The sequence below is a fragment of the Mycobacterium montefiorense genome (assembly GCF_025823255.1).
Lineage (GTDB): Bacteria > Actinomycetota > Actinomycetes > Mycobacteriales > Mycobacteriaceae > Mycobacterium > Mycobacterium montefiorense.
Window position 1 is genome coordinate 601,520 of the sequence record NZ_JACKVL010000017.1, and the last position, 13,196, is coordinate 614,715.

General features: G+C 65.1%; 12 protein-coding genes. 1 reads left to right on the forward strand and 11 read right to left on the reverse strand.

All coding sequences use genetic code 11. The features are described 5' to 3' along the window. Positions 1-51: 51 nt before the first annotated feature. A complete protein-coding gene (locus H7K34_RS22760; RefSeq protein ID WP_264064845.1) occupies positions 52-1,158 on the forward strand; it encodes a phosphodiester glycosidase family protein in 1,107 nt (368 codons plus the stop codon). On the opposite strand, the gene H7K34_RS22765 is transcribed toward H7K34_RS22760, so the two are convergent. From H7K34_RS22765 to H7K34_RS22815, 11 genes are read right to left on the reverse strand one after another with little or no spacing between them, the layout of a single operon-like run. Then, a complete protein-coding gene (locus tag H7K34_RS22765; RefSeq protein WP_264064256.1) occupies positions 1,155-1,853 on the reverse strand; it encodes a YoaK family protein in 699 nt (232 codons plus the stop codon). The genes H7K34_RS22760 and H7K34_RS22765 overlap by 4 nt on opposite strands. Before the next feature lie 38 nt (positions 1,854-1,891). After that, positions 1,892-2,629, reverse strand: a complete 738-nt coding sequence (locus H7K34_RS22770) for a mammalian cell entry protein (RefSeq protein ID WP_264064257.1) — start codon at positions 2,627-2,629, stop codon at positions 1,892-1,894. Continuing rightward, entirely contained in the window at positions 2,596-3,153 is a 558-nt protein-coding gene (locus H7K34_RS22775; protein WP_264064258.1) for a mammalian cell entry protein, read from the reverse strand. The genes H7K34_RS22770 and H7K34_RS22775 overlap by 34 nt, the downstream gene beginning before the upstream one ends. Then, a complete protein-coding gene (locus H7K34_RS22780; protein ID WP_264064259.1) occupies positions 3,150-4,121 on the reverse strand; it encodes an RDD family protein in 972 nt (323 codons plus the stop codon). Before H7K34_RS22780 ends, H7K34_RS22775 begins: the two co-directional genes overlap by 4 nt. Continuing rightward, positions 4,118-4,975: an Mce protein gene (locus H7K34_RS22785; RefSeq protein ID WP_264064260.1), complete on the reverse strand. Its 858-nt coding sequence runs from the start codon at positions 4,973-4,975 to the stop codon at positions 4,118-4,120. The genes H7K34_RS22780 and H7K34_RS22785 overlap by 4 nt, the downstream gene beginning before the upstream one ends. Next, the gene (locus tag H7K34_RS22790; RefSeq protein ID WP_264064261.1) at positions 4,945-6,495 is read right to left on the reverse strand and encodes an MCE family protein; all 1,551 of its coding nucleotides are present in this window, start codon (positions 6,493-6,495) and stop codon (positions 4,945-4,947) included. Before H7K34_RS22790 ends, H7K34_RS22785 begins: the two co-directional genes overlap by 31 nt. After that, complete coding sequence (locus H7K34_RS22795; RefSeq protein WP_264064263.1) at positions 6,489-7,661, reverse strand: virulence factor Mce family protein; 1,173 nt, start codon at positions 7,659-7,661, stop codon at positions 6,489-6,491. The genes H7K34_RS22790 and H7K34_RS22795 overlap by 7 nt, the downstream gene beginning before the upstream one ends. Continuing rightward, positions 7,658-9,271, reverse strand: coding sequence for a virulence factor Mce family protein (locus H7K34_RS22800; protein ID WP_264064264.1), 1,614 nt, complete (start codon positions 9,269-9,271; stop codon positions 7,658-7,660). The genes H7K34_RS22795 and H7K34_RS22800 overlap by 4 nt, the downstream gene beginning before the upstream one ends. Then, positions 9,268-10,857, reverse strand: a complete 1,590-nt coding sequence (locus H7K34_RS22805) for a virulence factor Mce family protein (RefSeq protein WP_264064265.1) — start codon at positions 10,855-10,857, stop codon at positions 9,268-9,270. The genes H7K34_RS22800 and H7K34_RS22805 overlap by 4 nt, the downstream gene beginning before the upstream one ends. Then, positions 10,854-11,894, reverse strand: coding sequence for a virulence factor Mce family protein (locus H7K34_RS22810; RefSeq protein ID WP_264064266.1), 1,041 nt, complete (start codon positions 11,892-11,894; stop codon positions 10,854-10,856). The genes H7K34_RS22805 and H7K34_RS22810 overlap by 4 nt, the downstream gene beginning before the upstream one ends. After that, a complete protein-coding gene (locus H7K34_RS22815; RefSeq protein WP_264064267.1) occupies positions 11,891-13,192 on the reverse strand; it encodes an MCE family protein in 1,302 nt (433 codons plus the stop codon). The genes H7K34_RS22810 and H7K34_RS22815 overlap by 4 nt, the downstream gene beginning before the upstream one ends. Positions 13,193-13,196 lie beyond the last annotated feature (4 nt).

Below are 13,196 nucleotides of genomic sequence, written 5' to 3' on the forward strand. Positions count from 1 at the left end.
TGTTATTTATGTTGACAGTGGGGCTGGTGTGACTGATGCTGTGTATGTTGCATCCGTATCAGGGCCGAAAGGGCAGCCGTGCTGACACGACGCGCCGGGTTGCGCCGACTGGCCGCCAGCCTCACGACCATGCTCTGCTGCGCCATCCCGACGGCCACGATCGGTTCGCCCGTCGCCCACGCCGCTGGCCGCGAAATGCTGGCCAGCGCGATCGGCGCCACCAAGGGCTCGTATCTGGTCTACAACTTTGGTCCCGGCCACCCCACGCCGCTGATGGACGCCACCGGTCGCTGGTACGAGATGAACAACGGCGGCCACCTGATGATCATCAAGAATGCGTCGACGCGGCTGGCACCGCACCTGCTGGTCGACACGCATCGCGGTGACCAGGCGCGCTGCGAGAACAACCCCGGTGCCCGCACCGCCGAGGGGTTGTGGCAAGCCTCCGAGCTGTACACCCCGCTGCAGGCATGGCAGCGGATGGGGCAGCCGACAATCGCGATCAACGCCAACTTCTTTGACGTGCGCCCGCAGAAGGCCGGTTCGTGGCGGCAGACCGGCTGCAGCTCGCCGCTGGGCGCGTTCGTGGACAACACCAACGGACAGGGCCGCGCCAACCAGGCGGTCACCGGCACCGCCGCCTACCCGGGCAAGCAAGGGCTTTCGGGCGGCGGCGAGAACTGGTCCTCCTTGACCACGATGATCCTGCCGACCGGCGGTGCGCCGTACGTGGTCTGGCCGCGCAGCAAGAACGACTACGACGCCGCCACCCCGGTGGTGGCCGACCTGCTCAACAAGAACGAGAAATTCGTAGCGGTGTCCGGGATCGGTCTGCTGGGCCCCGGCCAGACCCAACAGCTGCGCGACGGCGGACCCAGCGCGGCGCGAACCGCCCTGGCCTACGTCAAACAGCGCGACGAGATGTACATCTTCGAGGGCGGCAGCTACACGCCGGACAACATGCAGGACCTATTCCGCGGCCTGGGCAGCGACACCGCGGTGCTGCTGGACGGCGGCGGGTCGTCGGCGATCGTGCTGCGCCGCGACACCGGAGGCATGTGGGCCGGCGCGGGTTCACCGCGGGGATCATGCGATACCCGCCAGGTGCTCTGCGACTCCCATGAACGCGCACTGCCCAGCTGGCTGGCCTTCAACTAAACATCCTCAGCGACAACATTTTCCGGGGCGCCAGGCGCTAGTCGGAAGATCAGCAGGCTGGCCGCCACCACGGCTGCCGTCAGCGTGAACACCGGGGCGATGACGAACCGCGACAATGTCGCACCGAGAAAAGCACCGGCACACATCGTGAAAACCACACTGAAACGCAGCTTTTGGCGTTCACCCGTACCACCGGCCAATCGGCTGTCCAAACCGAGACTGACGATCGTCGACGTCAGCACCGTGGTGGAGAGTTCCTGGATTCCGAACTGACGAGCACTCGAATGCTGCAGACCGAACGTGACCGTGAGGAACCCGATCATGATCAGTTTGGTGTTGTCGTGGTAATGCAGCACCCCGGTGCCGGCCAGGATCGACAAGCTCACCAGCAGCCCGATTTCCGCGGTCAGCACGGTGGTGATCCAGGTCCGGGCCCGGTCTCCGAAGTAGCGGGGCAGCCGGCCGGACAAGATGGTGGTGGCGATGAAGGTGGGTAGCGCCACCGACACCGCGGTCAGGTCGATGCTGGTCCGCGGGGCCATCCAGAAGCCGAGGAAGATCACGTTGCCGGTCATGTTGGCGACGAACACGTGGCCGAGGACCAAGATACTGAGCGAGTCGGCCAGGCCGGTGGCGAAGGTCAGCAGGAGCAATGCCGCAACAGTCGATCGCTCGGATACCGGCGACGTGGCCACGGGGTGCAGTATATTTCGGCGACCGCGGTTCGGCCGGTTTAGGTATGCGGCGTGAGATCCAGCGAGGTCACCGTCGTCATCCTGGTCACCAGCCAACGCCCGTTCGCACGCTTCATGAACAGTCGATAGGACAGGTACTTCAGCGCCGGGATGTTCTTGGTCAGCGGGCTGGTCGAGGTGGTGTTGGTGTACACGATCACGACCGCGTTCGCGCCGTCCAGCGATTCGACTGCCGCGCCGATGACTTGGGTCCGATTGCTGATTTTGGCTTGCTTGTTGGGCGCCACGATGGCGTCGACGAACTTGCGGTACTGCGCCTCGAAGTCGCCGCTGAGATAGGCCGACGCGCGATCGGCGAGGCTGTCCATGTTCTCCGGCGTATAGGTCCACAGCGTTGTAATCGCGTTGGCCGCGGTCCGGGCCGCATTGAGCTTGGTTGCCGCCGCGGCACGGTCGGTCAGATAGGGCTGCATGGTCGCGCCCGCGAATGCCGCGGAGCCCACGAACAGCAAGGCGGCCAACACCGCGGCGACGGCCATCCACTTTCCGGCCAGCCGGGTGCGCCGACGGCGACCTTTTTTGGTCTCCGCCGCGGACTCGCCGGTCTCGTCGGCGTCCGCTTCATCGTCACCGTCGGGCTCATCCGCGCCGTCGGTCGCTTCGGCGGTGTCCGTGTCGGCTTCGGTTGCCGCGGAGGCATTTTCGTCGCGCTCGGCGGTCTCGTCGGAGGCCGACTCGGCGGTCAGATCACCTGCAGCAGGCTGCTTATCTTCCACTGATTCCCTTCCCGCGTAGCAGTTGCCGTCCAACGATTGGTGTTCGCGAACACCTGCTTTTGATCCGGCGACTTGGACGTGACCTCGGTCGCGACCATCACGGTGGCGCTGCCGTCGTCATTCCACCGCTCCACGGCCGCACCCAGGATGGTGCCTTTCGCAGGCTCCGCCCGGGCGACCTGCAGCAGGATCTCGTTGGCCTTTTCGTGATACTGCTTGGCGAAATCGCCTGTCGCTTGGGCCAATACCCGCAGGACGTAGTCGTTGGCGTGATACGGGTCGAGTGAGGTGAACTCCGTCATGAATCCCGTCACGTAGTTGAGCACCTCGCGGTCCTTGGACGCGACGTGCTCACGGGTTTCATGCGAGATCAGCATCAGGGTGGTCAGCGTGATCGCCATCGCCATCAGCAGCCCGGCGATCGAAGTCACCAGCGGCAGCCCCCACGGCCGGCGCTCGGTCACCGAGTCGGTCGCGACGAGCAGCGCTCCCTGTCCGGGCTCAAACTTGCGGCGGGGACTCATTTTCCGTTCCCCGGCGGTTTCGGCTTCGTCAGCACGGTGAGGTTGTCAACGCGCCAGTGGCCGTCGCCGTCCTTCGCGAACTGCACGCGCACGGTAGCGGTGATGTATCGCTCCTCGGGGGCTGCGCCTCGGCGCCCCTGCATGAACAGCAGCATCGTCGCCCGATCCGGCGATGCCGATTCGATCGAGCTGTCGGTCACCCAGTACTCGTTGATGACCGGGTTTCCCTTTTGGACAACGTCCTGCTGGGCCTTGAGCTGGCCCCGATAGTTATCGGTCGCAAGCGACTGGGCACGCGCGAAATCGTCGTGCAGCGTCATAGGGTCGTAGGTCAGCATCTGCGCGACGATCTTCGGTCCCTGGATCGCGATCTGTGCGCGCGTTTCATCGGTCGCCCGATCGCGGGAGTAGACGACCGCGTAACTGACGACCACACCGGCCAGACACAGCCCGGCCGCGGTGAGCACCGCGATGCCCGTCCATCGCCGGATATCGGCGCGTGGCAGCTCGGGCACCCGCGATCGCACTTCGGTGCGCAGCAGCATGTCGGCGAAGGTGCGGCGCTGCGAATCCCACAGCGGCCAAAGCCATCCCACCACCGAGACGGTGTCGAGCAGGTGAGCCACGTCCCGCAGCAGCAAGCCCCACGCGCCGATGGCCGCATCATCGGAACGGGTCACCGCGATACCGCATAAGGCGCGTCCCAGGCTCCAGCCGAGGATGATCGGCAGCAGCAGCCGGTTGACCAACATCGCCAGGATCGCGATGCCAAGAACACTGACGCAGAGCCACCACCACAGGCCGCGGGCCGGCACGCTGAACGACACCAACACCATGGTCGTTGCCACGGCCGTGGTGGGCAGGACGTCGACGGCGAACGCGCAGGCGCGAATATGCCAGGGCGCCAAGGCATTCTCCGATGACACTTGGGCGACCGTGGTCTGAGTTTCCTCGACCACCACCGTCACTTCGTCACCTGGTCGAGCCTGGCTATTCGGTATTGGCCTTCGTCGATCGCCATCTTCACCCGCAGCCGATAGCCGGTTTCGTTCTGCGACTGATCAGTGGCCACCTTGACGCGCATCGCCACCAGCACATCGATCGAGCCATCTTTGTTGTTGCGCTCCACCGCTGCCCGCACATCCGCGACCTGAACGTGGACGTTCGCCGACTGATAGGCCTGCACAAGCATGCCGGTGTACACCATCGCCTGTTCGCGGAAAGCGTCGGTGCCGCACTCGATGATCTTTCGCTCGCTGGCGATCATCGCGTTGGTGTCGGGCGCTTGCGTCGCCGAAACGCAGTCGATCGCTGCCTTGAGCGCCGCGTCGTTGTTACGGGCGATGGTCTGGCTGTCGTGGTGGTACCGCAGCGCCAAGTAGCCTCCGGTGCCGATGCCACCGGCCAGCACGACGAGCGCAGCGGCAATGCCGGCCAGCCACGCGCGGCCCAGACCCGACGCAGCGCGCACCGGGCCGGTGGCATCGGCGTCCGCCTCGGCCGGATCCCCCGTCGCGGCGTCGACATCTGACTGCTCGGTCTCCGGCTGTTCGGCTTCGTCGGCCGCCGGCACGGCTTCGGCCTCCGATGGTTCGGCGGCTTCGGTGTCTTCGGTTTGCGGTTCAGGCGAATCCTCGACCGTCACCTCGGTATCGGTTTGGTCGGCCTCGGCCTCAGGCGAGTCCTCGGTCTTCACCTCGGTGTTGCTCTCGTCGGTGACGTCGTCCGATTCCTGACGAATCTTCGGCCGCCTCCGACGCAGACGACTAATCATCGACATCGGTGGTGGGTTCAGCTGGCTGGCGCCAGCATCTCCTTCCATCCGTCGTCTCCTGTTTTGGTCGAGTTTTCGACGGAGTATTTGACGCCGTCGGACCCTACCAGTTCACCGCTCTGCGGACTGTATACCGCCGAGGGAGGTCCGGTGGGGGTGTAGACACACGGGTTGGGCTGCTGTCCGTTGCACTGCACGGTACCGGACCCGGGTCGGGTCAAGGGGTCACTGGTGGCCGGGGGCGTCCCCGCGACTCGGTCCGAGGGCGCCGGGTTCATGCCGTTGTTGATCGACGGCGCCGGGATCACCATGCCCGGCCGCACCGACTGATCGCATCGCGCTCCCGGCGCGGGGCAGGTCAGGATCTGGTTCGGGTCGCCGAACCAGGGGTTCGTCCCGGCCGGGACGTACGGGTTGGGGTCGCGGCACTCGCGCGGCGTCGCCGCTCGCTTGCCGGGGATATCCGTACACGGGATGTTGCGCGATCCACGCACGCTGTTGGCCGGCGTATCCATCGGAATCTTGCAGTAGGTACCCGACGGCAACGGCTGGATGCTGGTGTCGGCCGGCGACCGCCAGTCCGGGGCCGGAATGAAGCCGGTCAGGCATGGCGGCGGCTGGTTGATCGACAGCGCCAGGTCGAGTGCGGCCTGGTTCGGGAACGGCGCGGCCACCGTCTGAGCGGTCGAGGCGCCCTGCGGCAGGAACACCAGCACCTGCTCCAGCCCGGTGTGGTAACGCTTGAGCAAGTCGAATACCACCTCGAGATTCGCCAGCGTCTGCGGCAGCGACTCCCGCACGTCGCTGAAGACCTCGTTGACCTGGTCGGCGGTCGGCGCCGCTTGGGAGAGAACGCTTTTCACGTTGCTGTCGCGCGCCGCGGCCTGCGAGGCCAGCGTGTTCAGGTTGCGCGCCCAACGCTCGATCGCGTCACCCGACTTCACTTGGCTGTCCAGCACTCCACCGGAGTTCTGGATGATGTCGTTGACGTTGGTGATGTTCGTTCGGAAATCGCCGACGATCGCCTGCGTGGAGTCGACCAGCCGCTGCAGTGCCGGTCCCAGGCCACCGACGGACTCCGCCGTCTCGTCGAGCAGTTTGCCGATCTTGTCCCTGGGCAACGCCTCAAGCCCGCGGTTAGCGGTGTCGAGCGCCGGCCCGATCTCGGCGGGCACCGTGCCCTTGGAGATGGTTTGCCCGTCGGCGAGATACTTTCCGGGGTTCCCGGTCGAGACCAGGTCCAGATACTGCTCACCGACCGCCGACACCGAGTGGACGTTCGCGATCGCGTCGACCGGGATCTTGTACTGGCTGTCGATGCTCATCGTCGCCTCGGCGCCGTGCTCAGTCGGCTCGACGTCGGTGACCTTGCCGATCGTGATGCCTCGATAGGTCACGTTGGCCGTCGGGTACAGACCACCCGACGCCGGCAATTGGGCCTTGAGTGAATAGCGGCCTATCCCCATCAGGCTTGGCACCTGCAGGTAGTAGATGCCCAGCACCAGCAGCGAAACAACCGTCAGGACCAGGAATAACCACAGCTGGCGCCTAATGAATGGAGTCAGCAACTTCTGTCCCCTCTTTCCACCAGCGGGCCGCCGGGCGCGTCATTCGGGTTCGGCGTGTAGCGGACGTCGGGGATCATCGTCTCCGGGTCGCGACCGAAGGACTGCTCGAGTGCTCGCAGCGCGCCCGACAATCCGGTTCCGGTGAGGAACGCGTTGTCGACAGAGCTGTAGGTCACGTCAAGCGTCAGCGAGATGTTCACGTAGTCACCGCGGAACATCTTCGGGACGGTGTCGATGTCGAACGGCTGCGTCAGGATCAGCTTCAGCGCGCCGATCAGATACGGCGACGAACGGCCGATTTCCTTCAGCGGGCATTGCAGCGCCTGCAGATCGGTGTGCAGCGGCGCGCGGGCCTCCGACAGGTACTGGTCGGCGGATCCGCTGAGCCGGCCCACCGCATCGACGGCGTTGATCAGCAAGTTCTTGGTGTCGGCGAAATGCTTGATCAGCGGCGGAATGTCAGTCAGCACTCGATCGAGCACATCCGAGCGGCCACCAACGTAGACCAGCAGCCGATTGGTCGAGTCGATCGCGTGGGTGATGTCATCACGCTGCTGGTTGAGCTGGGTGGTGAAGGTATCCAGCTTGCCCAGGAAGGACCGGATCTGTTCCCCGCGCCCGTTGAAGATGTTGTAGACCTCGTTCTGCAGCACCTCCAGGTTCGGGATGCCGCCACCACGCAAGATCAACGACAGGCTGGCCAGCGTCTGCTCGGTGGTCGGATACGAGGACGAATTCTTCAGCGGAATGGTGTCGCCGTCCCTGAGTAGCTCCGGCGACGGGTTCGGCGGAGCCGACAGCTGCACGTGCTGAGAACCCAGCAACGACGTCTGGCCGATCCTCGCGATGGCGTTCTTCGGTAGCTTGACGCCGCCCTTGATACCCAGAGTCAGCGTGGCCACCCAGTTCTTTAGGTTGATGGCCTTGATCGAGCCGACGAACACATCGGCGACCATCACCTTGCTGTTGCCGTTGATCGCCAGAGTGTCCGGCACCTGCACATAGACGGTGTAGGCCCCCGACCCGCTGCCCGGGCCGCCCGGGATCGCCACGTTGGAGATGCCTCGCCACCCGCAGGAACTCAGCGCCGTCGCGATGACCAGCAGCACCAGGCCCTGCCAGGCCCGGTGACGAATCAGCGCGCTCGCTGCGCGCACCGCGGTCACTGGCCCAGCCCTGCGTCAACTGGCGCTGGCGGACCACCGGCATTGGGTGCCGGTGCACCGACCGGCGCGGGCGTCGGAGCCACGGGTCCCGGGAGCACTCCCGGTCCCGGTGGCGGCGGACCGATCGGCGTCGGAGCCCGCAACCCGATCGGCGGCAGGATCGGGTTTTCGTCGTAGGCGTTCGGCGGCCCCGGCGGGGTCTGGTATTGAGACTGGACCGGTTCGATGTTGGGGCCGCCCATCAGTTCAGCAAGCGAGTCGGGAGTCATCAGGCCCGCGGTGATCGGACCGACCTGCTGGCCCTGCATACCCGGGGCCACGATCCAGCCCTGCTGGGTGTTGCGGTGCGACGTCGGCGTATCCGGCACCCAGATGCCTGGGACGGTCGTGTCCTTGTAGCCGTTCGGCGGATGCAGCCGATCTTCCGAATAGGCGACTTCCTTGGGCAACGTCTCGGCGGTGCTGAATGCGTTCAACCCGAACGGTAGGTAGTTGAACTTGATCGCGTCCAGGACCGGCGCCAGATATTGCGCGCACAATTCGGCGGATTCCTGGTAGCCGAGCCGACTGCCGGCCTGGATCGAGCTGCAGATGAACTGCATCGGGTTCGCGAAGTTGGTGATCGCCGGGATGGCGACCACGGAACCGTGCGACGGGTGATAGATCTGGTTGATGTTCGCCGCGGCCGTCGGCAGGACGTGCAGGGCGGTCTCCAGTCCGTTCAGCGGATCCGGCTGCAGCAGCGTGTTCGTCGCGGTGGCCAGGTTGTTGACATCGGTGGACAGCACCTCGCGGTTCTTGTTCAGCCACGGGCGCACGGTGGTCAGCAGGCTGTCGAACTGCTGGATGGCATTGGACAGATCGCCATCTGAGCTCGCCAGCCGCCCGGTGACATCTGCCAGGTTCTGGTTCAGCGCGACAAACTGCGCGTCGTCCTGGTGTAGCGCGTTGACGAACAGCGCCAGGCTGCGCACCACCGCGAAGAAGTCGCCGCGGCCCTCGTTCAACGCGTTCAGCGCCGACGACAGGCTGTTGAGCGCGGTGTTGATCTGCTTGCTCTTGCCGGCCAGTCCGTCGGCGAAGGACGAGATGACCTCACCGAACGGCCCTGTCGGCTGCTCCTTGGTGGGGCCCAGCTTCGAGATGATGTTGGTGATGCTGTTACGCAGTTCGTCCCATTCCACCGGCACCTGGGTGCGCTCTTCGGGGATCACGGCGTTGTCGTTCAGCACCGGCCCACCCTTGTAGGGCGGCTCCAGCTGGATCGCGCGCGACGCCACCAGGGTGGGGTTCAGGATCACCGCGGAGGCGTTGGCGGGAACCTTGTATTTGTTCTCGTAGTGGAACGTCACCTTCATCTTGTCGCCGACCGGCTCGATCTCGTCGATCGCGCCGACCCGCAGACCCATGATCTGGACCTTGTCACCCCTGTAGAGGGCGTTCGCCGCCGGGAAGTAGGCGACCACGGTGTTGTTCGTCAACTTCTCGAACAACCGGTAACCGACGTAGCCGACCACAAGGGCCACCACTATCACCAGCGACCCGATGATCACCGTCGTCCGGGTGAACTTCGGTAGCCGCACGTTGCGGATGTCAAAGATGGTGCTCAATTCTGGCTACCTCCCGTGACACCACTACCACCCGATCCGCCCGGATTGATGAACGGCGCCGGCAACTGGTTCCCCGGCCCGGGCGGGGCCGCCGGACCCGGCGGGAAGCCCGGCGCGAACGTCGACTGCGGCGGCGTCGGCCCGGCCGGCGCCAGGTTCTCGGTACGCGCGCCGGGCGGTGCTTGCGTCGGCAGCGGCACCGGTGTGCCCGGAACATTCGGAGGCGGATCGCCCGGGCGCCCGGCAATCGGAATGCCGGGAGTGGGCGGCAGACCGTCCGGGTTCGGCGGTGACGTCGCGACGTCCACCGGCGCCGGGAACCCGGGGCCGCCGAACGGACCGATACCGGCACCCGCACAGGGCAGCGGGTTCCACGGCCGTGGCAGACCCTCGTCGCCGACGGTGACGTTGCCGCCCGGGTTCGCCGGCGTGTACGAGCACGGCGATCCAGGCGGGATAGCCGGTCCGGGATGCTCCGGGGTGCCTTCCAGCGCCGGCGGTGCCGGCGGCGGCGCACCGTTGGGGAACCGGGTGCCGTTGGGGTCGGGCCAGCGGTATTCCGGCAGACCGGCACTGCGCCAGAAGTTTTCGGGGTCGATGCCGCGCTTCTTGAAAGCGGCGTCCACCCAAGGCTGGATGATCTGGTAGAGCGCCAGGTTGTGCAGGACCACCTTGATGAAGGGTCCCGACGCGATGGCCTCGTTCAATGACGGCAGGAAATGGCCGACCTCGGTCAGCCCCGCTGCCACGTCGTCTTTGCGCTCAACCAGGATCTGGCTGATCGTGCGCAACTGCTCCAGCACGTGGTTCAGGTTCGGGTTGTCGTTGATCAGACCCTTCACCTGCTCCGAGAAAGCGGCGATGTTGCTCAGCAACGCGTTGATGGCCTGGCCGCGTTCGTTGAATGCCGCCAGCAGCGTCTTGGCGTTCACCAGCAGGCGGTCGACCTGCTCACTGCGATCGCCGAGGACGCTGGCCACCTGGTTGGCCTGGGCAAGCAGGTGTTTGACCTCCGCGTCACGCTTGCCGACGGTGTCGGAGAACTTGGAAACGCCTTCGAGTGCGGCGCTCAGGTGCGGGTAGGTCTGGTCGATGGTCTCCGAGAGCACATGCAACGACTTTTTGACGGTGTCGATGTCCCAGCCGGAGGCGGCCTTGGTGACGTCGAAGAAGGCGTCGTAGATCTGATAGGGCGTGGTGCTCTGACCGATCGGCAACGTGGCCCCGGGCCGCAGCTGTTTGGGGCCTCGCGCCTCGATCTCCATGACCTTCTTACCGAGGATCGTGTCGGTGCGGATCGCCAGCCGGCTCTCGGTGCCGATCGTGTTGGTGCCGATCGAGAATTTCATCTGGATGTGGTCGCCGTCGATCGTGAGGCCCTCGACCTTGCCGACATCCATGCCCGCGATGCGCACCTTGTCGCCCACACTGATCCCACCGGAGTCGGAGAATTGTCCGTAGTAGGCCGGTTTGGCGAACAGGATCGGGACACTGGTGAAGCTCTGCCCGACGCCGATCACGAGCACCGTGACCACGATGCCCATCAGGCCGATCCGAAGCCGGTTCGGAGGTTCCAGCGTTCTCATTGCGGCGTGCACCTACCCGTCGGCTGCTGGAAGAGCCGGACCGTGCGGACCGGGCCACCACCCTGCAGGCCGTTGATCTTCAACGTGATGTCGCAGGCGTAGAAGTTCACGAAGTCTCCATAGGAGCCGATGGCGCGCCCAATCATGTTCAGCGCGGTCGGCACCTTCTTGAGGTAGTCCTGCAGTTGGTCCTGCTGGTCGATCAGCGGCTGCTGAATCCCATCCAGGTAGTTGATGCTCTTGTGCAGCAGGGCGCGGTCCTCGCTCAGCAGGTCGGCCACGGTGCCCGCGGCATTACTAATGTGTGCGGTCCCACCGGCCAGTTGGTCGCCGTGGTCCTTGAGCCCGGTGATCAGCACCTCCAGGTTGTTGATGGTCTGATCGAATTGCTGGCGATGCTTGACCGTCGTGTCCAAGACGATGTTCAGGTTCTTGATCACCTCGCCGATCGCCTGGTCACGCTCGCCGATATGGCTGGTGAGTTGCGCGGTCTGGTCGAGGATGTCGTTGATGGTGCCGCCCTGACCCTGGAACACCGTGACGAGCGCGGTCGCGATCGTGTTGACCTTCTCCGGGTCCAGCGCCCGGAACAGCGGCTTGAAACCACCGATCAGCGCATCGAGGTCGAGTGCCGGCGAGGTCCGCGACAGCGGGATGAATCCACCCGGCGAGAGCATCTTGTCGGCGCCTTCGCCCTCGCCCCGCTTGAGCTCGAGGTACCGGTTGCCGATCAGGTCGAGGTAGCGGATCTGGGCCGTCGTCGACTGATACAGCGGAACCGAGCGGTCGACGTTGAACTTCACCCGCACGCGCTTGCCGCTGTCGATCAGCTGCACCGAGTCGACCTTGCCGATCTCCACGCCCGAGGCGCGGACGAATTGGCCCTGCCGCAGCCCGCTGATGTTGCTGAATTCCGCCGAATACGCGTAGGTGCGGTCAAATCGCATCTGGCCGAACACCACGACGATCATCACGGTGAAAAGCAGCAGCACCAGCGAGAAGATGCCGAGTCGAATGATGGTTCCGGTGATTTTCATGGGTTGATCGTGTTATCCCCTACCTGACGGCCCCACACATACTCGATTACGTAGGGCGAACCGGTGTCGAGGTGGTTGTACGGCGCGATGCTGTTGCCGGAGTCCATCACCAACTCGGGTGCGGGCCAAAGGTCATGGGTGATGTGCTGCCAGCAACCCGGCGCACCGCCCGGGCCACCGCGGGCGTTCACTCGCGGCAGGTTCTCGGGATAGATGTAGGGGTTCGGCGCTCCACCGACTACCCCGGCGAGGCCGCCGACCAAGCTGGCGATCGTGGCTACCGCCGAGACGGGGTTGGCCAACAGGCCAAGGCCGGAGAGCGCCTCGGTGTGGGCGTTCAGCGAGTACCCATTGCCGGCGAGGAACGAGGCGGCCTTGGGTTCGATGTCGTGGTAGTTACGCAGCGTGCAGAAGATCTCCGGGCTGTAAGTGTCCAGCAGCTGTGCCGTCGGCACCAGGTCCTGGGCGCCGCGTGCCAGATACGGCCCGCCCTTCTCGAAGATCTCCGCACCGGTGTTGCCGAACCCGGCCGCCGACAACAGCGCTTGGTCCAAGTCCTTTTGCTGCTGGTTGATCGTGCGGGAGGTGACGACCGCGTTGTTGAGGAAGTCGAACAGGTCCGGCGAGGCGTTGGCGTAGGTGTCACCAAGACCGGCCAGCTGTTGAATGTCGTGGCGGATCTGCGGCATCTGCGGGTTGACGTCGTCGAGGACGGCGTTGGCGTTGACGATCGACTGCCCGAACTTGTCGCCCAAGCCGGCCAGCGATTGCGCGGCCGCGCTGAGCGTCAGGTTCAGCTTGACCGGATCCACCTTCTCCGAGATCGAGGTGATGGTCTGGAACAACGTGTTGATCTCCGTCGTCACCGACCTCGCGTCGATCACCGACGACGCGCTGAGCTTTTGCGACGACGGGTTCTGCGGCGTCGTCAGCGACACATACTTGCCACCGAACACCGTGGTGGCCTTGATGTCGGCGTTCACGTTGGATGGGATCAGCGACAGGTACCTGGGGTAGACGTCCAGGGTGAACTTGGCCGCGGGCTTACCGTCGCGGACGATCTCGGAGATGGTGTCCACCCGGCCGATCTCGACTCCGTTGTAGGTGACCTTCGAGCCCGGGTCCATCACCAGCCCGGCCCGCGCGGCCAGCATCGTCAACTTGGTTTTAGGGGTGAAGTCGCCACGGAACTGCCCGTAAACCATCACGAAAACGAGCGCACCAACGACCATCAAGCCGATGCCCGCCAACTTGTAGGGCGGAGTCCGCGATGCGTTGATTTTTCCAGGTCGGGTCATGGGC